The sequence below is a fragment of the Brevibacterium sp. MGP-B1 genome, from assembly GCF_057766545.1.
On sequence record NZ_CM173407.1, the window covers coordinates 3,946,295 to 3,972,236 of the forward strand.

Genomic DNA, 25,942 nt, shown 5'->3' on the forward strand with positions numbered 1-25,942 from the left:
TTACGAAGATTGCGCACGGTGATGACGCGGACCAATCCTTGCATCATTCATCGGGCAATCGCTCAGATGTCCATCTACACATGGGAGTGCAGCCATGGCCGCCGACGTCCATAGCGTGAAACGCAGCTCTGTCTCTTCGATGCCCGCGCAGAATCCGCTGCCGCGCGGTCTCGGTCTCGTCACCTCGGTTGGGCCCGGCCTCGTGCTGGCCATGTCCTTCCTGGGCACCGGCGACCTCGTCAGTTCCTCCGTCTCCGGCGCCTCCTACGGGTATGCGCTGCTGTGGACGCTCATCCTCTCGCTCGTCGCCCGCACGTTCATCATCTCGTCCATCGCGAAGTACACGCTGATGAACAAGCACGGGGACACGCAGATCCTCGACGGATTCGCCCGCCTGTCACCGGCGCTGCCGGGGATTATGGCCGCGGTCGTCCTCATCGCCGGCTTCATCACCCAGGCCACCTTCCTCCTCGCCGCGGCCGTCGGGCTCCACGAACTCACCGGCGGTGAGTGGGGAGGCAGCTGGGGACGGTTCTTCTGCGCGATTATCATCGTCGCTCTCACCCTGTCGCTGGTCATGCTGCGCAAGCAGTTCGTCGTCCTCGAATACTTCGCCCGCTTCGCCTCGGTCGCGATGATCATCGCCTTCGTCTACGCGCTCATCAAGATCGGGACCTTCGACATCGCCGGCTTCGTCCAGGGCATGGCCTTCGAGATCCCGAAGGAGCAGAACACCTCGGCATTCGCCCCCATCGTCATCGCCTCGGCGACCATCGGCACGATCGCCGGCAACATGCCCAACCTCCTCTACTCGGGCTTCATGCGCGACAAGGGCTGGGTCGGCCCGAAGTATCGCAAGATCCAGCAGTTCGACCTCATCGCCGGCATGGCCCCGCTGCTCATCATCAACCTCCTGTTCTGGATCGTCGCCGCCGAATTCAGCGCCGCACACCCCGGATTCTCCATCGCCGACGAATTCGACCTCTCCCACATGCTCTCGGTCGCCGTCGGTCCGATCGGCCCGTCCCTGCTGTGGATGTGCATCTTCTTCGCCGCGATGACGAGCTTCCCGCCGCAGTCGCGCGGCTTCTCCCAGCTGGTCATCAACGGCATCAACCACACCGTGCCGTCGATGCGGAAGTTCCTCGGCCGCGACGAGGAGAACCCCGCATTCCGGTGGATCCAGGCGATCGTCTTCATCATCCTGCCTCTGGCCTCGACGATCCCCGGCGCCCCGGACCTCATCTCGCTCAACATCGTCGGCACCGCGATCTCCACCGTGCTCAGCCTCCCGATCATCGTCGTGTGCATCCTGCTGCTGACATCGCGGAAGAAGCACATGCACTCCTACGCGGTCAATCGGAAATGGCAGACCGGACTGCTGCTTCTCCTCGGCATCATCGCCATCGTCGTCGGCGTCCAGATCGCCATGCAGATCCCCGCGATGTTCCAGACCGCGTTCGGATGATGAGTTCGGACCGTCGGTTCGGGGATTCCCTCGCCGAGGCGGCCCGCGGCTGCCGTGCGAACGATACCGCCGAGGCGGCGCACTCTTACGTACCCTGATTCCGTTGCCAAGACATGGAGGAGACACCCATGACACTGCTGTCCCAGCCTGCCCTCGAACGAGTTCCCGCACCGTCGGCTGACGGCCGGCTCCGCTTCTTCGAGGACGACGGTTCCGCGGCCGCGGTGATCCCGACCGATCGGCGCTCGAACCACGCGCCGTCGATCCTGCCCCTGCCCGGCGGAGGACTCCTGGCCGCCTGGTTCGGCGGCAGCGATGAGGGAAACAAGGACATCGACATCCTGGTCTCCCGGTTCGACGTCGATACGGGACGGTGGACCGCCTCGGCGGCGGTGACCCACGATGAGATCCGATCTGATCAGAACCCAGGTCTCTTCGCCTCCCCCGACGGGGATATCCGGCTCGTCTATACTTCCCAGCTGTCGCGGCAGTCCGGGGTCCCCGAGACCTTCAACCTCCAGCACACCTCCGTGGTCAAAGTGATCCGTTCGACCGACGATGGAGTGAGCTGGAGCGAACCGGAGACGCTTTTCGACCGGGAGGGGACGTTCTGCCGGCAGCCCATCCAGGTCCTTGAGGACGGGACGTGGGTGCACACTCAGTGGCTGTGCTTCGACGACGATTCGAAGAACGGCTCCGACCAACCGGTCGTCCAGATCTCCACGGATCAGGGATCGACCTGGAGACAGGTCGAGTTCCCCGACGCCGCAGGCCGGGTCCACCCGAACGTCGTCGAGCTCGAACCGGGACGCCTCGTCAGCCTCTTCCGCTCACGCTTCGCCGACTGGGTCTACCTCAGCCGCTCCGAAGACGGAGGAGAGACCTGGTCGGTGCCCGAGGCCACCGAGGTGCCGAACAACAATGCCGGTATCAGCGCCTTCCGTCTGCCCTCGGGCATGCTCGCTCTCGTCTCGAACGAGCACCAGGTCGCCACGGAACCAGGCGAGGTGGTCTGGCCGTACGAACGGATGCGGATCGTCATCGCAGTGTCGAACGATGAGGGCCGCACCTGGCCCGTGCGTCGAGTCATCGAACCCGGTGACGGGTTCTCCGGTGACGGCAACCTACGCAGCAATCGTCGGCAGGAGTACCCGCACGGCATCGTCGACGCCGACGGTCTCATCCACGTTGTCTACGCCTTTAGCTCCCGCCGGGCGATCAGACACGTCGTCTTCGACGAGGAATGGATCTCCGGAGTCGAGGATCAGGTCCACACCGACTGCAAACTCTGGGGCTGAGTCGCCGGGGCTTCTGTATGCTCGCGTGCCGTCAGCTCTGCCCGGCGTTGCCCATCTGGTCGACACGGACGACGCCGATTCCGCGGTCTTCGAACGGTGTGATCTGCGCCGGATCGGCCGAATCGTCGGTGACGAGCGTCCAGCCGCTGCCGAGGTCGGCCCAGGCATGGAAGGGCCGCTGGCCGAGCTTCTCCGCATGGGCGAGAACGAAGACGTGGGTGGCGCGGCGGCTCATCAGCTCTTTGAGGCGGACCTGTTCGGGCAGGGCCTCGCACACGCCGTCCTCGGCGGTGACGGCATCGGCGCCGAGGAAGGCGAAGTCGAAGGTGAATTTCTCCAGCCCCGCCTCGGTGATGGGACCGATGAATCCCTGGCTGACGGGGCGGTAGCGGCCCCCGAGGAGGGTGAATTCGACGTCCTCGAGGTCGGCCATCTGCTGCAGTGATGTCAGGCCGGAGGACACCACGGACAGAGGAGCGGTATCCCGGAGCGCACGGGCGACCTGCGCGGTCGTCGTGCCGGCGTCGAGGAGCACATGCGAGCCGGCAGGGACCTGCCTGGCGCACCAGGAGCCGATGGCCCGTTTCACCTCGGGGGCTTCGTGGGAGCGTTCGGCCAGCGTGGTCTCGGACTCGGTGGGCACAGCGATGACACCGCCGTAGGTGCGGGCCAATTCGCCGGAATCGGTGAGCTTCGCCAGGTCCCGGCGGATCGTCGACGCGGTGACTCCGAGCATCTCCGACAGAGTCTCGACACTCATCTCACCTTGGGTGCGCGCCAGCTGAAGGATCTCCTCGCGACGTTCGCCTGCGTTCATGTCTCTCCTGTCGGATTGCCGTTGATCGCCACTGTATCGCGAATTCTCGCGCGGACTGCGCAGAACTCAGACAGCGGTGACGCGCGGATCGCACCACCGCCTCGGCGCTGGCATGGTGCTCCGTTGTGCGGACCGAACCTCGCCTTTCCGCCGGATGACCTTCCGAACTCAGACGACGGCGAGAGCCGCGGCCTGACGCATCGCCTCGCTCATCGACTCGGTGTCGACCTTGCCGGTGCCGGCGATGTCGAAGGCGGTGCCGTGATCGACCGAGGTGCGGATGACGGGAAGGCCGACGGTGATGTTGACGCCGGCATCGATGCCGAGGACCTTGATGGGGCCGTGCCCCTGGTCGTGGTACATCGCGACGATGAGGTCGTAGTCGCCGCGGCCGGCGAGGAAGAATGCGGTGTCGGCAGACAGCGGTCCGACGGCGTCGATGCCGTCGGCCTGGAGCTTCGTGATCGCCGGAGTGATCTTCTCCTCCTCTTCGCCGTAGCCGAAGAGCCCGTTCTCACCGGCGTGCGGGTTGATCGCGCAGACGCCGATGTGCGGTCGTTCCAGTCCGGCCCGGACGAGTGCATCGTGGCCGCGGCGGACGGTGCGTTCGACGAGGCCGGGCTCGATCTTCGCCACGGCATCGATGAGTCCGATGTGGGTGGTCACGTGGATGACGCGCAGCTTGGGGGAGGAGAGCATCATCGAGACCTCTTCGGTGCCCGTGAGCGAGGCGAGCATCTCGGTGTGCCCGGGGTACTTGTGCCCAGCGGAGTGGAGGGCCTCCTTGTTGAGCGGCGCCGTGCAGATCGCCTGCACCTCACCGGACATCGCCAGCTGCGAGGCGCGTTCGATATATCGGAACGCCGCATCTCCCGCGACGGGGGAGAGTTCGCCCCAGGGCAGATCGCCTGGGAGGAGGGCGAGGTCGATGACGTTGATGACTCCGGGCACGTGTTCGGCCTCGGCGGGGGAATCGACGCGGCGGACCTCGACCGCGGTGCCGAGCACCTGTGCGGCCTGCTCGAGCCGTGCGGCATCCCCGATGACGACGGGGGCGGCGACCGCGAGCACCGAGGGGTCGAGGCAGGCGGCGATGCAGATCTCGGGGCCGACGCCGGCCCCGTCGCCCATGGTCACTGCGACTGTGGGAAGCGCGTTCATTGACTCTCCTTCGTGGTTCGCGACGGTGGCCGCGGTGGTCGTGGTGGGCTCACCGGTGGTCAGAGCCGCGTGGATGAGGGTGAGGGAATCGGGTCCGCCCTGGCCGCCGGGCCGGGTGACGACGGCGGCGAGGTCGACGTCGTCGGCAATGCTCGCCGAGGCGGTCCTGACCGTGGACAGCACTGCCCCGGGGTGGATTTCGCGGATCGTTTCGATCCGGTGCACGCCGAGGCGGTCGAACACGGCTCGTGCCGTCTCGCCGCCGGCGGCGGCGAGGGCGACGGGTCCGAATCCGGACAGTGCGCGGGTGGCGAGTTCGGCGAGGAGTCTCGGCAGCGGCCGAGGGTCGACGGAGGCTCCCGTATCGGTGAGTCGGACGACGAGGTGGGACTCGGTCAGGGCCTCGCGTACGCGTGCGGCGGAATCGTCGAGACGGTGGGGGTCGTCGGCCCATGCGGCCACCTCGGCGGCGGGCAGTTCGAGCACTTGCGTGTCCGAGTGGTCACACAGGTGAGCGATCTGCGCCTCGATCCGCTCCGCTGCGGTGCCGAGGAGAGTGAGGACCCGTGCGGGCGTGCGCGGAAATGATGAGGGGTCGGGTCGTACAGTTGGTGCGTCACCCGCATCTGCCAGGGCAGATGCGTCGCTTGGCGCAGTGAGTTCACGTCGTCGACGCTCGGCCAAGGCGCGCGCGAGCGCGGAAGTGCCGACGAGGATGGCTGAGGTCGCCTCGGCGAGAGCGACGATACGGGTGAGATCCTCCATCGACTCTGCATCGGCGGTGATGAGGCGCTCGCCACCGAAGCCGACATCCGAGGCGTCGACACTGGCATCCGAACTGACAGCGGCGCCGCGGCTGTCAGCGGCGTCGTCGAAGACGTCGGCAGCATCGGTGCCGGGCAGCGACCGCAGTTCGTCGAGGCCCAAATGGCGGGCGGGGACGGGGCACAGATCCGAAAGCGTCTCCGGTGCGCTGCCGTCCTCGAGGCTCCAGGCGCGGGTGCTGCTCAGCCGGATTCCGTTGTCGAAGGGCACTCCGTCGACGACCGTGCGGCTCTGCTGCGGAAGCGCCGGAGCGAAGACCACGGGTCCGCTCGCGTGGTCGATGGCTGCAGTGAGCGCGGCGCGGATGTTGCCGCGCAGCAGGGAATCGATTTTGATGAGTGTGGCGCGGGGCGAGCCGAAGTCACGAAGCGCAACCGAAGTGCGGGCGCCGGCCGATTCGGCCGGCAGATAACGGCAGTCGAGATCGACGACGAGGTCCCGGGGATCTGTATCGGCCGCCTCGGCGATGGGTCGATCGGATTCTGCGCCGGCGTTCGCCTCGGCGATGGTGTCATCTGAGCCGGTCGCGGACTCTGCACTCGACGAGGTGAGAACGATCGGGGTGCCCGGATTGAGCGTGGCGGCGACCTCGGCAGCGCCGCTGAGATCGTCCGCGATGACCAGGACACCGGATTCGCCTGCTGACATGGCACTCCTTTGCGTCCGGTCCGGCTGAACACCTTCTACACTGACATGTGTGCGCGAAATGCGCAAGTTGTTGCACGATCCACGCACAGATGGGAAGATCGGTGTATCGACGATCTGCCCCACTCAACGAGGAGACTCCCTTGACCACAGACCCGACCATCACGCTCGACGGAGTCTCCGTCCCCCTGTCCCGGCTGGTGCTCGGCACGATGACCTTCGGCGATACGGTGACCGAAGCGGCAGCGCACGAGGTCTTCGAAGCGGCCGTTGCGGCCGGGATCACCGGCATCGACACCGCCAACGGATATGCGAAGTCGACGACCGAAAGCCTCATCTCGCCGCTGGTGAAGAAGCATCGGGACCGGATCGTGCTCGCGACGAAGGCAGGAATGCCCCACGCCGACGCCGGCGAGCATTCGCCGCTGTCCGCAGCCGGCCTGCGCGCGAGCGTCGAAGGATCGCTGCGACGCCTCGACGTCGAATCGATCGACCTCTTCTATCTCCACCAGCCCGACCGTGCGGCCTCGCTCGACGAGACGCTCGAGACCATCGCCGCCCTGCGCGCCGAAGGCAAGATCACCGCGCTGGGCATCTCGAACTTCGCCGCCTGGCAGGCAGTCGACGTCATCGCCGCCGCCGAGCGCGCGGGCGCTCCGGGCCCCGTCGTGGCGCAGAACGTCTACAGCGTCCTGGCCCGCCGGATCGAGGACGAATGGCTCGAATGCGGACAGTCCCACGGCATCGCAACGATGGCCTACAACCCGCTGGCCGGGGGCCTGCTCGCCCGCCGCCCGTCGACCGACGGAACGGGGGACCGTTTCTCGGGATCCGTGCTGGCAGCGATGTACTCGCAGCGCTACCTCTCCGACTCCGTCCTCGCCTCGGTCGAGGCCTTCGCCGCCGTCGCTACCGATTCCGGGATCCCGCAGGCCGAACTCGCCCTGCGCTGGGTTGCCGAGGCGCCCGGAATCTCCGCCCTGCTGCTCGGAGCCAGCCGAGTCTCCCAGCTCGAGGGCAATATCGCCGCGATCGCCAAAGGCCCGCTGCCGACCGATGTGCTCACCGCAGTCGACGAGGCGACCGCAGCGATCCGAGGGTCTCAGCCGAAGTACAACCGCTGACCCGTCGCCGATCAACCACTCCACCACCTGAGAGGGAACCACCATGACAGCCATCCGAGGCATCCTCGCCGCCACCGCCACTCCGTTCGACGACGACGAGAACATCGCCGAGGCGGCCCTGCGCGCCCATGTCCGCCGTCAGCTCACCGCCGGTGTCCACGGCATCTTCGCCCTCGGCACGAACGGTGAGTTCTATGCTCAGTCCGCGGCCGAGCGCGCCGAAGCCGCGCGGATCGTCATCGACGAGGTGGCCGGCGCCGTCCCCGTCGTCATCGGTGCCGGTGCCGCAACGACCCAGGAGACCATCGCGATCGCCGCCGATGCCGCTGCGGCCGGTGCCGACGCGCTGTCGATCATCACCCCGTACTTCGCGGCGGCTTCGCAGGTCGAGATCGAGAATCACTTCCGGGCCGTGGCCGACTCCGTCGACGTTCCAATCATCGTCTACAACATTCCTGCGCGGACCGGCAATGCCGTAGCACCGGCGACGCTCGAAAAGCTCGCAGCCGTGGACAACATCACCGCGGTCAAGGACTCGAGCGGGAACTTCGACACGATCCTGCAGTACCTCGAGCGCACCGATCGCGAGACCTTCGACGTCATCTCCGGCAATGACTCCCTCATCCTCTGGACCCTGCTGGCCGGCGGTGCCGGAGGGATCAGCGGCATTGCGAACATCTACCCGGAAACCATGGCCTCGATCTTTGACCTGTTCGTCGCCGGGGACATCGATGCTGCGCGCTCCGCACAGGACAGCATCCGCCCGATCCGCAACTGCCTGGCACTCGGCAACCCGAACACGGTCGTCAAGGCGGCCGCGAACGAACGCGGATTCGGACTCGGCCCGGCCCGGGCACCGTTCAATGCGCTCTCGGACGAGGCGAAGAAGCAGGTCGCCGCGACGGTCGCCGCCGATGTGGAGCGCGGCCTGGCCTGAACGTGGCGATCATAATCGCCTCAATTGGTCAGATCGACCCTTATGGCGATTATGACCGCCAAGAAAATCGGGCCGGCAACCAGCGGTGGTCGGGCGTGGCTCGAATCGAAGCACCACGCCCGCTAGAGGCAAGCACCTAGGAGTTGCACCAATAGATGTGTTCCCCGGGAGCTATTGGGTAGATGGATGATATCCCAGCGCTTTCCAAAAGTGTATGCACTCCAGTCGCTCGGTGACTCGTTACCTGGCCTCAGTTTCACTAAATCAGCAAAAAGTCGCGGTTCATTCTTCCGATCTGCCACGTAACTGTATACAGTTGGAGGGGATAAGCAGTTCTTGAATAGAAGGGACGCGACGATGCCGCGAGATCTGAAAGCACCGGGCGAGAGTCGAAGATTGGTTGAGTACGCCCATGCGCGCCTCAGGGATGAGATCATCACGAACCGTATACCTGCGAATTCCTCGATCAGCCAAGTGAAACTCGCTGACGAGCTTGGTGTGAGTAGGACACCACTTCGGGAGGCGCTCCGGTTGCTTCAGCATGAGGGGCTTGCGAAAGTCGAGGCGAACAAGAGAGTTACGATCTCGCAAGTTGATCCCAGTGATTTGGATGCGCTTTATGCGATGCGTATACAGCAAGAATCGCTTGCAGTATTCCATGCCACCAAACGAGTCTCGGACAAAGACCTGCAGCGCACCCAGCAGGATCTTGAAAGGATGTTCGAGGCAATTCAGTCCGATGATATTGACGCTTGGAGTACAGCCCATCGAAGCTTTCATCTTTCGATGGCTCAAGGCCTTCACGAGCGATACGACACGAGCATTTCTCGGCATTTCGATCACGCAGAGAGATACCGACACATCTATCTGACTGACTCTGACATGAACTGGTCGCAGAGCTCAAAAGATCACAGTGAGATCTTCGAGTCGTACAGAGCTGGGGATGCTGCACGTGCAGCCGAACGAGTTGCGGAACATTATGGGCGAACTGCAAAGTCAGTCATGCACAGTATCGACCCTGACTATGTGCCGGCACTGGTCCCATCGGCGATCACCATGGCTCTCAGCCTCCGTTTCATGTCCTGAATAACCAGTCGCCATTTGATTGAGGCGACGACTGACCCTACCTGTACCGAATAGAGAACGCATCTGCTGACGCACGTTCTCTGCCCGCACACATTGGACCTCTGCGGGCGAATTCGCCAACTCATCTCGATTTCACGGTATGGGCAATGGCATACGTCCTCAGGATTCGAACCTAAGCCAAACCAAGCATTGTTCGACCCCTTCACATGTCAAAGGAGACACGATGAATATCTTGAAGTACGCGAGTAAAGTTCCAGGCGGTTTGATGATCATTCCGTTGCTCCTCGGAGCAACGATCAATACCTTGTTTCCGCACGTTCTTGAAATCGGAGGGTTCACTCAAGCGGCATTCAAAGACGGCGCAAATGCGGTGATCGGCGTCTATCTCTTCATTATGGGATCGCAGTTGACTGTGAAGTCGACAGGTCCGGTCCTGCAGAAGGGATTCGCGATTCTTCTCGGCAAACTTGCGGCGGGTGTGGCAGTGGGATTGTTGGTCGGATTCTTCGCGCCAGATGGCACGCTCTGGACCCTTACTCCGCTTGCAATTATTGCGGCGATGATCAATTCCAATGGTGGGCTCTTTGCTGCTCTGACGACCCAGTTCGGAAACAAGACTGATCGTGGTACATTCCCGATCATTGCGCTCAACGATGGTCCGTTCTTTACCCTCGTCGTATTGGGTGCTGCAGGAATGGCAGACGTACCGCTGGTTGCTTTGGTCTCGGTGATCGTCCCGATACTTCTCGGATTCTTACTGGGGAATCTCGATTTGCGAATCCGAGAGTTTCTTAAGCCCGGTGAAAGCCTGCTCATACCGTTCTTTGCGTTTCCGCTCGGTGCCGGTATCGACTTCAAAGACATCGTGTCCGCGGGTCCACCTGGCGTCCTTTTGGGAGTTCTCACTGTGATTCTCTCCGGAGGCGGAGCGATGTTGTTCCTGCACATCATTCACCGTGTTAAGCGGACCCCGAAAGGGAGAAGGAACCTCATCGCCGGAGCTGCCGAGTCGTCTACCGCCGGTAATGCTGTGGCAACCCCCGCGGTCGTGGCGACGGTCGATCCGAGTTATGCGGATATTGCCGCAATCGCGACTACACAGGTGGCTGGAGCCATGGTGACAACTGCGATCCTCACTCCGATCCTGACGACTCTTGTGTACAAGTGGCAGATGAAGCGTGGAATCGATCCGAGGAACGAATATCCGGAGGACAACCCAATCAGAGAAGGGTCTCCTGACATCGAATCGGTGGACTCGGATCAAACCTAGTTCGCCGAGAACGACCAAAGCAAGAGCAGAACGTACGAGAGGAGAACGCACGTGAAAATCAGGTATCTACTTCCAGATAAGTCCGACAATGTGGCGATCACGACGGAGAAGATTCGCGCAGGAGAAACGATCGATGTCGGTGGACAAGATGTGACGATCTCCACCACGATTCCAAAAGGGCATCGTTTCGCTGTCCAACCTATTGCAGAGGGATCTGCAGTGAACTCTTGGACTTACGCTTTCGGTTTTGCTACTCGTGACATAGCTGTCGGGGACTATCTGTGCAACGCGAAGATGCGGGAAGTGCTGGAGCTTCGTGATCCGCAGGATTACACCGATGGTCTGACGGTCAATTTCACTGACCGCGATACTACGATTGAGCAGTTCATTCCAGAGCCAGATACGTATTTTCCAACGCGGGATGGCGTTTCAAATCCGCCGACGTTCTCCGGGTATTTTCGGAGCAGCAGCAGAGGCTGGGGGACGAGGAACTACGTAGCTCTTATAGGAGTAAGCTCGCTATTCAGAAACCTCGTCCTCTCTGCGACGCAGGTCATCAACGATGATCTTGAAACGACTGACGATTTCCACGGCCTCGTCCCGGTTGTACACACCGAAGGTGGGGCGTCTACTCCCATAAACAATCGTGCCCTTCTTTTGCGTACATTGGCGGGATTTGCAGTCAACTCGAATCTTGCCTCGACAATCTTCGTCAATACAGAGGACTCCGCTATTCGGAGCGAAGAATTGCTGGCGGAGCTCCAAAAAATGGGGCCTCGATACTTGTCAAGCAGCATCCGTTTCTTCAACGCAGGGGTCGATGAAGAGTCTGACATTGCCGCGTTGCAGAGGATTGCGGAGCCACTGGTGGACCGTGCACGTCGGATTAAGCCCGGGAGGGCGCCGATGTCGGCGCTCAAACTGGGGCTACAGTGTGGCGGTTCAGACGCATTTTCTGGAGTCACTGCGAATCCGCTCCTTGGTGGAGCTGTGGAAAGAATTCTGCAGGAAGGAGGAACAGCGAATCTCGCTGAGACTGACGAGCTGATCGGTGCCGAGCAGCACGTCCTTGCAAAAGTGAGTGACGACTCTGTCATTGGATCATTTCTCGGAAAACAGAACGCCTTCAAGTCTTATGCTCGTCGGCACGGGCAGACTGCTGAAGGAAACGTATCTGGAGGCAATATCTATCGCGGTCTTTACAACATCACGTTGAAGTCATTGGGCGCTGGCCGTAAGAAGGACCACGAAACCACACTCGACTACGTTATCGGATACGGCGAACCAATGGATCGAGCAGGCTACTGCTTCATGGATAGTCCCGGGAATGACCTCGAGAGCATTGCCGGACAAGTCGCGTCCGGAGCCAATCTGATTCTGTTCACAACGGGAAACGGGTCGATCACAAACTTCCCATTTGTGCCCACTATCAAGATTGTCACAACCACAGAGCGGTTTGAACTTCTCGAGAGCGATATGGATTTCAACGCTGGTGCATTAATGGATGGAAAGCCGTTCCAAGCAGCCGCAGACGAGCTGTACGAGCTCACTATGAGAGTGGCCTTCGGGGCTCGAAGCAAGGGAGAACAGACCGGCCAGTCTCAGGTGCAGATTTGGCGCGATTGGCATCTATCAGACAAGACTGCCGGGCGTCGACCGGTGCAGGCAGTCAGGACGGGCCCCGCGATTGCGGGTCGGGAAGCAGATTCTGAGGGATTGCCGAACGGGGTACGTGGCCAGCGCAGGATTGCAATCCTGCCAACGAGTCTGTGCTCTGGTCAAGTCGCTGAACAAATCGCTAGCATGGCAAACTCCGGAGATGCATTCAGCACGTGGGAGGTCTTTGCGCTTCCGCATACCGAAGGATGCGGAGTATCGGGTGGTGAAGCCGAGGACCTCTATGCAAGAACGATGGTCGGATATGCCGACCACAGTGACATCGACTACGCGGTATTCCTTGAGCACGGGTGCGAGAAGACCCATAACGATTTTTTCTCCGCACAGTTGCAGAATCGAGGCATAGATTCTTCTCGATTCGGATGGGCTAGTATTCAGCGATCGGGGGGCATCGACGCGGTGACAAACATCGTTCGGTCTCTTATCGACGCACGCATTGGAAACAGTGAACGACCGGCTGTTTGCGATTCACCAGAAGGCACGCAAGGATCCGGACTCACGACTACCGGAGTCGGGAGTTCCAGCGCTGGTTTGACGGACCACGCAGCCCGAACCATTGCGAAAACAGTGGAAATAATGGTTGCCCAAGGGATGACGATAATTGTCGCCGAATCAGATGCATTGCTTACGCACCCAAAGTTCCTCGAACCGCTTGGACTGGTAGACGTTAGACCGACTCTCGAGTACGGGACGCGGCCCGAGTCCTCAGGGCTTCACATTATGCAGACGAGTACCGACGATTGGGCCGAGGCATCAACAGGCATGGGCGCGGCTGGTGCTCAAGTGTTCATCGTTCTGGCCAATTTGCGTCCGCTGCAACCTCATCGTTTTCTGCCGACCCTGCAATTCTCGGACCAGTCAAGCCAAGATTCGCTGTTCGACCACATTTTCACTGGTAACCTCGGCCGCGATTCAGAGGCGATCATCGAACGGAGCGTTGGTGCGTATACCGGTAGCTATTCGTGTGTGACGAAGAGCCGGCCAGGTACAGGCTTCCAACTCTCGCGGGGCTTCAGTGGAGTTTCCCTCTGACCAGCATCATAGCCGAGTTGGAAAGTCGACTTGGCTCATTGCACTATGAAAGGAACACCTTTGAAAATTGCACGAATAGATTGCAAAGCCCATCTCATCGATGACACCGGAGACGAACTGCGCGCTGCTGATATTGCGGCGCTATCACGCGGCGAACTACCCTCCGATGTGAAACTGTTGCTCTCCGAACTCGATGAATTACGAGTGTGGTCGGAGAACTCCGATTGGAGGGCGCAGGCGGAAACGGTCGATCTCTCACAGTTGCAGACCCCATTGCCAGACCCCACGCAGATTCTGGCTATTGGAATGAACTACCAAGATCATGCTGACGAAGTGAACATCTCAGTACCCGAGTCGCCGGCAATCTTTACCAAGTTCAGTTCGTCGCTGACAGGTGCATCAAGCAAAGTTCAATTGCCTTCATCGATGGTCGATTGGGAGGTGGAACTCGTCGCGGTCATTGGGCAAGGCGGTCGCAATATTGAGAAGCAAAACGCGTGGGGGCACATTGCAGGCTACGCCGTAGGACAGGACTTGTCGTGCCGCGAGCTTCAGTTCGCCGCCTCCAACTCGCCTCAGTTTTCACTAGGTAAGTCGTACGAGGGTTTCACCCCAGTGGGTCCTTGGATTACTACGGCAGACGAGATCGACGTCGCCTCCGGTGTCATGATGGACTGTAGACGTGGTGACCAGATACTTCAGCAAGGTTCGACCGAGCACCTCATCTTCGACATTCCCGCCCTCATCGAACACATCTCCTCAGTCATCGAGCTCAGAACTGGAGACCTGATCTTCACCGGTACTCCTGACGGTGTCGGTTTCGGCCGAGACCCGAAAGAGTTCCTATCCCCCGGCGAGACATTGACCAGCTCTATTGCAGGGCTGGGCACTATAGTCCAAATTTTCGCCTGATCCTTTCAAGGGGAAAGCTCGGGCCTCGAAGAACCCAGCTCGGAATAAGGCAGGTGTCGAAGGGGCTGCACCGATCGGTGCAGCCCCACAGCTGTGCGTGGCAATGTTGGTACTTCGCGTATCAGACCACTGAGAAGCGCGGCTCCTCGCCCTGCAGCACCCGGACGACGTCTTCGACGGCCCAGGTTCCCATGTTCGCGTTCGCAATATCCGAGTAGGCGCCGATGTGCGGGGTGGCGATGAGTTTCGGCGCGGATAGCAGCGGATCGTCCGCCGCCGGCGGTTCCGTGGCGAAGGCGTCCAGGGCGGCGAATGACAGCCGCCCGGACTCAAGAGCCGTGGCCAGAGCTGCCTCGTCGACGAGCCCGCCACGGGCCGCGTTGATGAGCCCGGCACCCTTGGGCATCGTGGCGAGAAGCTCGGCATCGAGCAGCGGCTCGTCGCCACCGGGCAGGTGGAGGGTGAGGAAATCGGACCCTGCGACCACCTCGGCGAGGTTCTGGGGCTCGGCCCCCGCCTCGGCGATGGCCTCATCGGGGACGTACGGATCGTATGCGGCGATGCTCAGGCCGAATCCTGCGGCACGCTTCGCGACCTCCCGCCCGATGCGGCCGAAGCCGAGGATGCCGAGGCGTTTGCCGCTCAGCTGCGAACCGAAGAATACGCCCCACTCGCCGGTGCGCAGCGAATCCTCGGCGGCGCGAATCCGGCGGGCGCCCATGATGAGGAGCCCGAGCGTGAGGTCGGCGACGGACTCGGCATTCGCTCCGGGAGTGTTGACGACCCTTACTCCGGCGGCAGCCGCGGCGTCCAAGTCGATGTTGTCGACTCCGGCTCCGTGCTTCGCGACGACCTTGAGGTCGGGACAGGCGGCGAGCACCTCGGCGTTGATCCGATCGAGACCGACGAGGACCGCCTCGGCGCCGGAGATCGCCTCGATGAGGTCTTGCCCGGATTTGGGATGATTCTCGGTCCGGTAGCCAAGGTCGAGGCCGAGTTGCGCGGATCGTGCACTCGGTCGCTGCGAATACTTGCCGAAAGACGGGGTGAGGACGGTGAGGCGCATCAGGCTCCGATCTCGATTCCGAAGGTCTCGAACACGGTGTAGATGCCCAGCAGGCCGATCGCCAGGGAGGCGAAGACGAGCATCACCGTGAAGAAGTGGTTGGACTTGAACTCGGCTGGCACCTCTCGGGAGCGAAGGTACCAGACGGCGATGACGACGGCGACGAGGAAGACGCCGCTGGCCACACCGCCGATCTGGACCATGATCACCGGGGACTGGATGATGAGGTAGCTCAGTGCCCAGATGATCGGGAAGACCACGGTGAGCACACGGATGATGCGGCCACGGGTGAGGGTGTTCTCCCAATCGAAGACGCCGAGGATGGACACCGTGTTCGTCCACAGCCGGGGCACGCTCGCGGTCGAGGCGATGAAGGTCGAGAAGAGGACGGCGAAGGCGCCGATGAGGAAGATCCAGTGTCCGGCTTCACCCATCGTCGAGGAGTACATCGACGACAGCGTGGTGATCATGTCGTTGCCCTCGGGCACGAGGTTCTGCGGGTGGAGGATGGCCGCGCCGATGACGTAGAAGGACATCGTGCACACGGTCGAGACGATCCAGGAGACGAGCACGTCCGTGCGCATCACCGAGATCCAGCCGCGGGCGCGGCGGGCGCGTTCCGCGGTGCCGTCGTTCGGACCGGTGTAGCGGGCGTAGCCCTTTTCGAGGCACCAGTAGGTGTAGGTCGTCATCTCGTCGGCGCCGACGCCGGTGATGCCGAACATCGCGACCGCGAAGCCCAGGGTGCCGGCGGGAATGGCGAAGGTCAGTCCACTCATGACGTCTGCCGATGTGTAGGCGAAGTCGGTGAAGGGCAGCGATACTGCGAGTCCGACGGTGGAGACCGTGAAGATGATGACCGCGCCGACGGAGAACTTCTCGACGATGCTGTACCTGTTCGTCACGAGCAGGGCGATGACGACCGCGAGCGAGACGACCGTCCAGAAGACGAGAGACGGAGTCGAGAGCGGCTCGCCGAAGACGGGCAGCATGATGCTCAGTGCAGCGACGGCACCGCCGATGATGCCGCCGCGCTGGAGGACCTTCGCGAAGTCCATGAGGATCCACAGCAGGTTGATCCATCCGGCACGCCCGATGAGGCGGGGACCGACGTGGCCGTAGCCTTCGAGCGCGGGCTTGCCGGAGAGGATGGTCCACTGCGCGAGCTCGAGCTGGACCCAGACCTTGACCGCGGTGGAGATGATGACGAGCCAGAGGAGGACGAATCCGGCCTTGGCACCGAGTGCCGTGGTGGTGATGAGTTCGCCGGAGCCGATGACTGCGGCCGAGATGACAAGACCGGGACCGAGGTACTTGAGCTTGCCCGCAAAGGTCGTGGGCGGTTCGAGCACGTCCTTGGGGTCGAGGTGGTAGGGGTCGACGGCGGCGTCGGCGCCTGTGCGGTCGTCCCGGTCGATGTTCTGCGCGGTCATACTCGGCTTCCTTGCACGAAGGTGGATCTGTCCATTGATCGAGCCGTTGCCTCGGGCGAATCGGAGCACGATGGCCCCGTCGGCACGGCTCATGCAAGTGTGCCACCGAATGCGTGATTTGCGCAACAAGAATGCATGAACCGCGCATATGAGGTGGTTCGGCGATGATGGAGTGCTCGTTGTGAGCGAGGTGTGGCGATTTGACCGGAGTGAGCTATCGGCGACGGCCGCCGGTCGGCAGCGAAGCACGCTGCCGACCGACGGCCGTTGGAGGAGCGGAACCACCCCGCCGAGGTCAGCTGCCCGGTTGGGTCGGCGCCGCCTCGGTGAGGGTGGGGCTCACTTGCGCTCGAGTTCCTCGAGGCTGGGGTAGATCGTCTCCTTCGGGGCGACTCCGTGGTTGCGGATGAGCACGAAGTAGAGGACGAAGGTGACGACGATGCCCACGAGCCACGAGATGTCCGCGCCGCCGAGCTTCGCGACTAGCGGTCCGGTGTAGAAGGACTGAGCGAGGAACGGAATCTGGATGACGACGCCGATCCCGTATGCGACCAGCGCACGCCAGTTCCAGTTGCCGTAGCGACCGTGCCGGTCGTAGAAGGCGGGGATGTCGAAGCGGTCCTTCGAGATGAGGTAGTAGTCGGTGAGGTTGATGACGCTCCAGGGCGTGAAGACCATGAGCAGCGCGAGCACGAAGTTCTTGAAGTTCGCGAGGAAGTCAGCTGACGCCAGCAGCGCCACGAGCACGGTGAGGGTGACGATGCCGATGACGAAGACCGCGCGGGTCCAGCGGCGGATCGTCGCCTTGTTGCCGAAGGAGGTGAGGATCGTCAGCGTGCACATGAACGCACCGTAGGCGTTGAGTGTGTTGACGGTGAGCTTGCCCAGCAGGATGACGATGAAGATGAGGAGCGCGAAGACGCCGCCGCCGACGATGTCACCGACGTAGGCGACCTGGTTCTCGACGAATTCGTTGCCGGATTCCGTCATGGCGGCGGCCCCGATGAGCGCGCCGAGGGTCATCGACCACTGCGATCCGATGACCGATCCGCCGAAGGTGAACCAGAAGGTCTTCGACGACGGGGTCGACCGCGGCAGGTATCGCGAATAGTCGGCGACGTAGGGGCCGTAGGTCAGCTGCCAGCCCACGGACAGGGCGATCGCGGAGAGGAAGGCGGGGAAGGCGAACGACGAACCCGAGATCAGTCCGGGGACATCGACCTGCGTGAGCACGCAGTAGGTGATGAAGAGGAAGCCGAGCAGGCCCGTCACCGAGGAGATCCGCCCGAGCACGTGGATGTACTTGTATCCCAGCAGGGCCACCAGGGCGGTGAGCGCGCCGAAGATGACGATGCCGATCCACGGAGTCTGCACGCCGATGATGAGGTTTACTGCCTGGCCGGACAGGACCGCGCCGGTCGAGGCGAAGCCGATGTACATGAGCACGACGAGCACGAGCGGGATGATCGCGCCGATGATGCCGAACTGAGCCCGCGAGGAGATCATCTGCGGCAGTCCCAGCTGCGGGCCCTGCGCCGAGTGCAGCGCCATGACGATTCCGCCGATGATGTTGCCGATGAGCAGGCCGATGATGGCCCACAGCGCGTCGGCACCGAAGACGACGGCCAGAGCCCCGTCGACGATCGCGGTGATCTGAGTGTTGGCGCCGAACCACAGAGTGAACTGGGAACGTGGCGTTCCGTGACGCTCGGCGTCAGGCACCATCTCGATGGACCGCTTCTCGATCCCCGAATTGGTCGTACTAGCCATGATTGTCTCCTTTGAACTGATGGACCTGGTTCAGTGTGGCACCACCGGTTCGCGTCGCACGAGATCCGAATCACAGGTTTCGTCCGAAATATCGGAAAATCTCGCCGAGGCGGTCCGGAACGTCCGGGCATCGGAACCGGGATCCGAGGAGCAGTCGACTCGCCCTCAGACACCGTGCCGATCGTAGACTTCGACACGTTTCGGTGCTGTTTCGCGCCCGGTCTCCCGGACGCACCGGCCGCTACTTCGACAGAGAGCGCGCGATGATCGTGCGTTGGATCTCCGAAGATCCTTCGTAGATGCGGTAGATCCGCGCGTCACGAACGTAGCGTTCGAGCGGGAAGTCCCGGGTGAAGCCGTAGCCGCCGTGGATCTGCAGGGCTTCGTCGGCGATGAAGGCGGCCGCCTCGGAGGCGGCGAGTTTCGCAGTTGCCGAGGAGCGAGTGAAGTCGACCCCTGAATCGCGCTGTTCGGCGGCGTCCATCGTCAGCAGCCACGCCGACCGGTACTTCGTGTACATGTCCGCGAGCTTGAATGCGATCCCCTGAAGCCGATTGAGCGGCTTGCCGTTGATCTGGCGCTCGCCCGCCCACTCCACGGCGGCGTCGAGTGCGGCCTTGCCGATTCCCAGGCTCATCGCCGCGACCTCGATGCGACCCCGGTCGAGCACCCGCATGGCTGTGGTGAAGCCTTCGCCTGCGTTCCCGAGGAGGGCATCCTCGGGGACGACCGTGTCGATGACGAATTCGAAGACCGGGCTGCCGCGCAGGCCCATCGTCTTCTCCGGGGGATTGAAATCCAGCCCCGCCGAGGCGGCCGCGGTGTCGACGATGAATGCGCTGATTCCCTTGTGGCCGGCATCGACGTCGGTCTTCGCGTAGACCACGATGAAGTCCGCGAACCCGGCGTTCGTGATGAAGCACTTCGTGCCCTTGAGATGCCAACCGCCGTCGACCCGTGTGGCCTTCGTCGACATCTCCGCCGGGTTCGAGCCGGCACCCGGCTCGGTGAGCCCGAAGGCGCCGATGACCTCGCCGGCAGCGGCACGTGGCAGCCACGCTTCGCGTTGGGCATCGGTGCCGCCGAGGAGGATCGAATCGGTGGCGAGGAACTGCGCGGTGACGATCGACGCCGTCGACGCGCACGCCTCGGTGATGGCGGCGACCATCTGGCTCATTGCCACCGAACCGACTCCGGGCCCGCCGAATTCCTCGGGCAGGTTGAGCCCCATGACCCCCACCTCGGCGAGGGTCTTCAGGGTTTGGTCGGAGACGCGTTCATTCGCGTCGGCGGCCGCGGCCTGTGGGGCGAGGACGTCCTTGCTGATCGTGACGACGGCGTCGACGAGTTCCTGTTCATCGGCGGTGATGTCGAAGGCCATGAGAGTGCTCCTTTGCAGTGGGGATCGGTTCGATGGAATTGGACGGGGTCCCGATCGGGAATATCGGGGAATCCCGACGGAGAGGCCAGGGGATTCGTGCGGAGTGCGCCGCCTCGGCGAGATCGGCGCCAGCCGGTCAGGTCAGGGTGAGTCGGTGGGGGCGGCGAAGTCGGCATTGTGTTCGCCGAGGCGGGGCGCCGGAAGCGTGGACGCGGGGCGGGTGCCGTCGACGAGGAGCGGGTGGCCGAGGAAGGTGTGCCCGGCCCGGGGATCGGTGGCGGTCAGGTCACGGTCCGCGCCGATGGGGCCGGTGACCGCCTCGGCGAAATCGAGGACGGGAGAGTTCGGGATTCCGGCGGCATCGAAGATCCCGCACAGCTCGGTCACGGTGCGCCCGGTGGTGAATTCTTCGATCTCGATGCGCAGAGCCTCGTCGTTGTCCGATCGATGGCCGTCGGTGGCGAAGCGCGGATCGGTGGCCAGCTCCGGCTTGCCGAGGGTCTGGGCGAGAGTGCCGAAGAGTCGGTCGTTGGCCACGGCGATGACGAGGAGTCCGTCGGCGGCGCGATAGGTGTCGAACGGTGCCGAAACGGGGTGGCGGTTGCCGACCCGGGTGGGGGCGGATCCGGCGGAGTGGAGGGAGGCGTTCGTCGGCTGCATGGCGAGCATGACGTCGAGCATCGGAATGTCGATATGGGCTCCCTCGCCGGTCGTCTGGCGATGGAAGAGAGCCGAGGAGATGCCGAAGGCGGCGAAGACTCCGGCGGAGACATCGGCGATGGATTCGCCGACTCGGGTGGGGGAGCCGTCGGGGAAGCCGGTCGAGGCCATGAGGCCGCTCAGGGCCTGGATGACGGTGTCGTAGGCGGGGCGTTTGGCTTGGGCGCCGTGCTGTCCGAAGCCGGAGATCGACGCGTAGACGATATCGGGCTTGACGGCCTTGAGGTCCTCATAGGACAGGCCGAGCTTCGCGGCGACGCCAGGGCGGAAGTTCTCCACGACGACATCGCAGCTCGTGATGAGATCGAGCAGGCGAGCGTGGTCTTTCGGGTCCTTGAGATCGGCCTCGATCGAGCGCTTTCCGCGGTTGAGTCCGGTGAAGTAAGTCGACCCGGATTCGGTGAAGGGTCCGAGATGTCGGGAGTCGTCCCCGTGGCCGGGCATCTCGATCTTGATGACCTCGGCGCCCTGATCGGCGAGCATCGCCGTGGCGTAGGGACCGGCGAGGACTCGGGAGAAATCGGCGACCCGAACCCCGGTCAGCAGCTGCTTCGTTGCGTTCATGATCCTCATCCTCGGCGCTGACCAGGGCGAAGACAACGGGGCCTCCGCGGAATTCGTCCGAGGCGTCGGACGCGGCGAGTGTGCTGACGGGCGGTCTGTCGCAGGGGCGGTTTCAGACGGTCGAGGCTAGTGGGCGGTCTCGTGCTGGGAGGGCGGCACTGGGGCGCCGAAGTGGTCGAAATGGTCCCGCTCCGGGCGCGAGAATGTGACCATTTGAACCACTGAAGAGGGCGGGTTGAGTCGGCATGAAGGGCCGCCCGCGACAGATGCGGACGGCCCTTCACTCGGCCTGGGGTGAGCTGTGGGCCTCGGGCGAGGCCGTCCTGTCAGGCGACGCGTTCGAAGACGGCGGCCATGCCCTGACCGCCGCCGATGCACATGGTCTCGAGGCCGTAGCGCGATTCGCGGCGATCCATCTCGCGCAGCAGGGTGGCGAGGATGCGCCCACCGGTCGCGCCGACCGGGTGGCCGAGTGAGATGCCCGAGCCGTTGACGTTGAGACGCTCGGCGAAGTCGGATTCGGACAGCTTCCATTCGGTCGTACAGGCGAGCACCTGCGCCGCGAATGCCTCGTTGAGTTCGATGAGGTCGATATCGCCGAGTTCGAGACCCGCACGCTGCAGTGCCTTCGCGGTCGCGGGGACCGGGCCGATGCCCATCGTCTTCGGCGGCACTCCGGCCACTGCCCAGCTGCGCATGCGGGCGAAGACCCGCAGACCCAGCTCGGCGGCCTTGGCTGCGGTGGTGACGATGCACAGAGCGGCACCATCGTTCTGGCCCGAAGCATTGCCGGCGGTCACCGTGGCCTCATCGTCGGACTTCCCGAGCATCGGCTTGAGCTTCGCGAGCTTCTCGACCGTCGATCCGGGACGGATGTGCTCGTCGGTCGTGATGACCTGTTCGGGGGTCTTCCTGGTGGCAGGCAGCGTGATCGGCACGATCTCGTCGGCGAACTTCCCTTCTTCCGTCGCCGAGGCGGCCCGGCGATGCGATTCCACGGCGTAGACGTCCTGGTCCTCCCGCGAGATCTTGTACTCCCGACGCAGGTTCTCCGCGGTTTCGATCATTCCTCCGGGCACCGGGTAATCGTTGCCGCCGGCGGTGAGGCGGCCGCGGACGAGACCGTCCTTGAGTTCGATGTTGCCGCCCTTGACGCCCCACCGGATCTCCTCGTTGAAGAACGGTGCGCGGCTCATCGACTCGACGCCGCCGGCAACGACGAGGTCGGCGAAACCGGCTGAGATCATCGCGTGGGCGTCGGCGATCGCCTGCAGGCCGGAGCCGCAGCGACGGTCGACCTGGCGGCCGGGAACGGTGATCGGCAGTCCCGCATTGAGGGCGACGACGCGTCCGATCGCCGGAGTCTCCATGTGCGGATAGCAGTTGCCGAGGACGACATCCTCAATGGCCTCGCCCGGCAGGTTGGTCTTCTCCAGCAGGGCTGTGAGGACCTGTCGGCCGAGCTCCTCATGCGGAACGTCCTTGAACTGTCCGCCGAATCCGCCCACGGGGGAACGGAGAGGTTCGCAGATGACGATGTCTTCGGACACAGAGTCTCCCTTTGGGTTGTGATCGAGCCGTCCTGCCGCGGCGATGGGGCATCGATCCCTTCGGCATCACTACCGAAGCTGATATCAATACATTCTGATTTATGAACATATCCGAATAGATCGCGAGAGACAAGAGGTCGTCTCAATGAATGGGCATCCGACGCGCAACTGCTGGTCGGAGGACGCGCCGTCGGCGGACGCGTGCGCGGTGAATGGTGGTGGGGTCGGTCGCGCGGGCGACGGACGTGGAGGTTTTCCGAACGGCGGTGAGACCGGCCGAGCTCAGCGGACTGTCGGCAGGACCGCCTCGGCGACATCGAGGACCGTGCTCAGGGCTGCGTCCTGTTGGTCGAGGCGGTATGCGAGGTGAAGCTGGGTAGCTTCGTTCGGGAGGTCGAGCGGTACGGCGGTGATCCGCGAGTCGTAGCCGGCGGCGACGGAGTCGAACGTGATCGTCACGCCCATTCCGGCGGCCACGAGCGCAGAGATCGACTGCGAGTCGGGGGCCTCCTGGACCGTGCGCGGGCTGAACCCGGCATCGAGGCACAGGCGCATGGCGGTCTCGCGCAGGTTCGAATTCGGCCGCGCGGGCAGGAGGACGAAAGGCTCATCGGCGAGCTCTGCGACGTCGATCTTCTTCCGATTCGCCAGGCGATGTGAACTCGGCAAGGCGACACATGGGCGCTCGATCGCCACGGGGCGACCCGCGATGAGCGGAGGTCGCCGACGCCAGCGGACCAGCGCGAGGTCGAGAGTGCCGTCCATGATCCTCTCGAGGCCTTCGTCGGCATAGACCGTCGACTCGAGGTGGAAGGCGATGCCCGGATTGCGTTCGTGCGAGGCCGCTACGAGAGTGGCGGCGAGGTCCCGGGAGGATGGGTGCGAGTACCCGAAGCGCACGCGTCCGACCTCGCCGCTGGAGGAGCGGTGGACGGATTCGATGGCGGCCTGCTGGGTGGCGAGCATGTGTTTGGCCGGTTCGAGCAGAGCCTCACCGGCGGGGGAGAGGCTGACCGAGCGGGTCGTGCGTTGGAACAGCGAGGCGCCGAGCTCGGTCTCCAGAGAGCGGATGGTGCGGCTCAGCGGGGGCTGGGCCATGCCGAGGCGTTCGGCGGCGCGGCCGAAGTGAAGTTCCTCGGCGACGGCGACGAAGGCGCGGATCTGCTGCAGCTCCACTGTGTTCTCCTGTGTCAGGCGGTCCGGGCGAATGCCATCATTATTGCATGAATATGCAATAATCTCAGAGATATTTTGCGGAATTCGGTAATTGCTATAGCCTGCGAACCATGCACAGTGACACAGTCGTCAGTCTGCCTGAGGCCATCGAACGCTACGTCGAGGACGGGGCCACGGTGGCGCTCGAGGGGTTCTCCCACCTTATCCCGTTCGCCGCCGGACACGAGATCATCCGACAGGGAATCTCCGGACTCACCTTCTGCCGGCTCACCCCCGATCTGCTCAGCGACATGATGATCGCCGCCGACTGCGTCGATCGCCTCGTCTGCTCATTCTTCGCCTCCGGTTCGGCCGGCAGCCTCTACGAGGTGCGGCGCCGCATCGAATCGGCTGACCCGCGGCCGCTCGCGGTCGAAGAGTACTCACACCACGCGATGACCCTGCGCTATCACGCCGGAGCCGCTCGCCTGCCGTTTGCTCCGATCGGCTCCTTCGTCGGCTCCGACATCCCCGGGATCAACCCGGGCATCCGCTCCGTCGTCGACCCGTATTCGGGCAAGAGGACGTACGTCGTGCCGCCGCTCAACCCCGATGTCACGATCATCCACGCCCAGCGCGCCGACCGTCACGGCAACGTTCAGATCTGGGGCATCACCGGCACCCAACAGGAAGCTGTCTACGCGGCCGATCATGTCATCGTCACCGTCGAGGAGATCGTCGACGACGAGGTCGTCCGCTCCGACCCGAACCGCACTCTCATCCCGGCCCATGCCGTCGACGCGGTGTGCGAAGTGCGAACCGGGGCGCACCCGTCCTATGTGCAGGGCTCCTACGATCGCGACAATGCCTTCTATCGCGAATGGACACCGATCTCGAAGGATCCCGCCCGGCTGCAGGAGTGGATCGACGTCCATGTGCGCGGGGCCCGCGACCATGCCGAATACCTCGAATCGATCGGTCACGATCGTCTCCGCGGTCTGCTCGTGGATCCGCGCCCTTCGGGCGTGGTCGATTAGGGACGCCGTATGCAACCGAGCGAAGGGAGCCTGAAGTGAGCACCGCCTCGGCGAAGGACTTCACCGAAACCGAACTCATCGTCTGCGCGGCTGCGAAGATGCTCGCCCGCAGCCGCACCGTCTTCGCCGGCGTCGGGCTGCCCACGCTGGCCGTCGACCTCGCCCACCGCACGGTGAATCCGAGCATCCAGCTCATCTACGAATCCGGGGTCGCCGGCGCGCACCCCGAATCGATGGCCGAAGGCATCGCGGACTCAGTCGTCGTCTCCGGCGCCGAGGCGGTCGTCAACATGCATGCCCTCTTCGGCTACGTCCTCCAAGGTGGGAACGTCGATGTGGGATTCCTCGGTGCGGCGCAGGTGGACCGGTTCGGTTCGCTCAACACCACCGTCATCGGCGACTGGGATTCTCCGAGAGTGCGCCTGCCCGGTTCGGGCGGCGCCGCCGACATCATGGCCAACGCAGGGGAGGTCTTCGTCGTCCTCCGCCGCCATGACCCGGCCGCTTTCCCCGCCGAACTCGACTTCGTCACCTCGGCCTCGCCTGTGCGCGCGGCCGAACAGCCGGACTTCATCCAACCGCGCGGATTCGGCGTCTCCACAGTCATCACCCCGCTGGGGATACTGCGGCGGCGTGAGCGCTTCGGCGAGCTCGAACTCAGCGAGGTCCACCCGGGAGTGACCGTCGGGCAGGTGCAGGAAGCGACCGGCTGGGATCTCGCCGTCGCCGAGGATGTCACGCAGACCCAGGCGCCGACGGCCGAAGAAGTGCGCCTGCTCCGCGACGAGATCGACACGGTCCGCCTCTACCTGCGGTGAGGCGGGGGCGGGTGCGGGAGTCGGCAGAGGTTGGTCGGCCGGCCCCAGCCCCGCTGCGCCAGCCCGAGGGCACCAGCGCCACGGCACTGTCTACGACGAATAGCACTGGTTGCAACCCGTGCTATTCGTCGTAGACAGTGCCGTCAGCTGTTGGCTGCGGGAGTGGAATGTCGAGACGGCACACCTTTCTCTGAAT

19 protein-coding genes are annotated in these 25,942 nt (G+C 63.5%); 10 read left to right on the top strand and 9 right to left on the bottom strand.

Going from position 1 to position 25,942, the window contains the following annotated elements; genetic code table 11:
• Nucleotides 1-94 precede the first annotated feature (94 nt).
• Together AC3CD9_RS17975 and AC3CD9_RS17980 are read left to right on the top strand one after the other, a co-directional pair.
• Nucleotides 95-1,468, top strand: coding sequence for an Nramp family divalent metal transporter (locus AC3CD9_RS17975; RefSeq protein WP_488365356.1), 1,374 nt, complete (start codon nt 95-97; stop codon nt 1,466-1,468).
• Between the two features lie 128 nt (nt 1,469-1,596).
• A complete protein-coding gene (locus AC3CD9_RS17980; RefSeq protein ID WP_488365357.1) occupies nt 1,597-2,766 on the top strand; it encodes a sialidase family protein in 1,170 nt (389 codons plus the stop codon).
• Nucleotides 2,767-2,797: 31 nt separating this feature from the next.
• Here AC3CD9_RS17980 and AC3CD9_RS17985 read toward each other — a convergent pair whose 3' ends face one another.
• Both AC3CD9_RS17985 and pdxA read right to left on the bottom strand, forming a co-directional pair.
• Complete coding sequence (locus tag AC3CD9_RS17985; RefSeq protein WP_488365358.1) at nt 2,798-3,583, bottom strand: DeoR/GlpR family DNA-binding transcription regulator; 786 nt, start codon at nt 3,581-3,583, stop codon at nt 2,798-2,800.
• A 168-nt stretch (nt 3,584-3,751) separates the two neighbouring features.
• Nucleotides 3,752-6,217: a 4-hydroxythreonine-4-phosphate dehydrogenase PdxA gene (pdxA, locus tag AC3CD9_RS17990; protein WP_488365359.1), complete on the bottom strand. Its 2,466-nt coding sequence runs from the start codon at nt 6,215-6,217 to the stop codon at nt 3,752-3,754.
• Nucleotides 6,218-6,357: 140 nt separating this feature from the next.
• On the opposite strand from pdxA, the gene AC3CD9_RS17995 reads away from it, so the two are divergent.
• The 6 genes from AC3CD9_RS17995 to AC3CD9_RS18020 all read left to right on the top strand — a co-directional run bounded on the left by AC3CD9_RS17995 (nt 6,358) and on the right by AC3CD9_RS18020 (nt 14,252).
• Nucleotides 6,358-7,338, top strand: a complete 981-nt coding sequence (locus AC3CD9_RS17995) for an aldo/keto reductase (RefSeq protein WP_488365360.1) — start codon at nt 6,358-6,360, stop codon at nt 7,336-7,338.
• A gap of 43 nt (nt 7,339-7,381) precedes the next feature.
• The gene (locus AC3CD9_RS18000) at nt 7,382-8,275 is read left to right on the top strand and encodes a dihydrodipicolinate synthase family protein (protein ID WP_488365361.1); all 894 of its coding nucleotides are present in this window, start codon (nt 7,382-7,384) and stop codon (nt 8,273-8,275) included.
• Nucleotides 8,276-8,671: 396 nt separating this feature from the next.
• Nucleotides 8,672-9,361: a GntR family transcriptional regulator gene (locus tag AC3CD9_RS18005; protein ID WP_488365362.1), complete on the top strand. Its 690-nt coding sequence runs from the start codon at nt 8,672-8,674 to the stop codon at nt 9,359-9,361.
• A gap of 223 nt (nt 9,362-9,584) precedes the next feature.
• A complete protein-coding gene (locus tag AC3CD9_RS18010; RefSeq protein ID WP_488365364.1) occupies nt 9,585-10,631 on the top strand; it encodes a 2-keto-3-deoxygluconate permease in 1,047 nt (348 codons plus the stop codon).
• A 51-nt stretch (nt 10,632-10,682) separates the two neighbouring features.
• Nucleotides 10,683-13,340, top strand: a complete 2,658-nt coding sequence (locus tag AC3CD9_RS18015; protein WP_488365365.1) for a UxaA family hydrolase — start codon at nt 10,683-10,685, stop codon at nt 13,338-13,340.
• Between the two features lie 60 nt (nt 13,341-13,400).
• On the top strand, nt 13,401-14,252 hold the full coding sequence (locus tag AC3CD9_RS18020) for a fumarylacetoacetate hydrolase family protein (RefSeq protein WP_488365366.1): 852 nt from the start codon (nt 13,401-13,403) through the stop codon (nt 14,250-14,252).
• A gap of 121 nt (nt 14,253-14,373) precedes the next feature.
• Here the strand turns inward: AC3CD9_RS18020 and AC3CD9_RS18025 are convergent, their stop codons facing one another.
• The 7 genes from AC3CD9_RS18025 to AC3CD9_RS18055 form a co-directional block, all read right to left on the bottom strand.
• On the bottom strand, nt 14,374-15,318 hold the full coding sequence (locus AC3CD9_RS18025) for a phosphoglycerate dehydrogenase (protein ID WP_488365367.1): 945 nt from the start codon (nt 15,316-15,318) through the stop codon (nt 14,374-14,376).
• Entirely contained in the window at nt 15,318-16,751 is a 1,434-nt protein-coding gene (locus tag AC3CD9_RS18030) for an Nramp family divalent metal transporter (protein WP_488365368.1), read from the bottom strand. The genes AC3CD9_RS18025 and AC3CD9_RS18030 overlap by 1 nt, the downstream gene beginning before the upstream one ends.
• Nucleotides 16,752-17,090: 339 nt before the next feature.
• Nucleotides 17,091-18,521, bottom strand: coding sequence for a purine-cytosine permease family protein (locus tag AC3CD9_RS18035; RefSeq protein WP_172172557.1), 1,431 nt, complete (start codon nt 18,519-18,521; stop codon nt 17,091-17,093).
• Between the two features lie 241 nt (nt 18,522-18,762).
• Nucleotides 18,763-19,902 carry an acyl-CoA dehydrogenase family protein gene (locus AC3CD9_RS18040; RefSeq protein WP_488365369.1) on the bottom strand — a complete coding sequence of 380 codons (1,140 nt, stop codon included), beginning with the start codon at nt 19,900-19,902 and terminating at the stop codon, nt 18,763-18,765.
• 141 nt (nt 19,903-20,043) lie between these two features.
• Entirely contained in the window at nt 20,044-21,186 is a 1,143-nt protein-coding gene (locus AC3CD9_RS18045; protein ID WP_488365370.1) for a CaiB/BaiF CoA transferase family protein, read from the bottom strand.
• 326 nt (nt 21,187-21,512) lie between these two features.
• Complete coding sequence (locus tag AC3CD9_RS18050; RefSeq protein WP_488365371.1) at nt 21,513-22,736, bottom strand: acetyl-CoA C-acetyltransferase; 1,224 nt, start codon at nt 22,734-22,736, stop codon at nt 21,513-21,515.
• Nucleotides 22,737-23,018: 282 nt separating this feature from the next.
• Complete coding sequence (locus tag AC3CD9_RS18055) at nt 23,019-23,912, bottom strand: LysR family transcriptional regulator (RefSeq protein WP_181271317.1); 894 nt, start codon at nt 23,910-23,912, stop codon at nt 23,019-23,021.
• A gap of 110 nt (nt 23,913-24,022) precedes the next feature.
• Here AC3CD9_RS18055 and AC3CD9_RS18060 point away from each other — a divergent pair, with 110 nt between their 5' ends.
• Nucleotides 24,023-24,928, top strand: coding sequence for a CoA transferase subunit A (locus AC3CD9_RS18060; RefSeq protein ID WP_488365373.1), 906 nt, complete (start codon nt 24,023-24,025; stop codon nt 24,926-24,928).
• Between the two features lie 35 nt (nt 24,929-24,963).
• Nucleotides 24,964-25,746 (top strand): CoA-transferase subunit beta, encoded by a 783-nt coding sequence (locus AC3CD9_RS18065; RefSeq protein ID WP_488365374.1) that lies wholly within the window; start codon nt 24,964-24,966, stop codon nt 25,744-25,746.
• Nucleotides 25,747-25,942 lie beyond the last annotated feature (196 nt).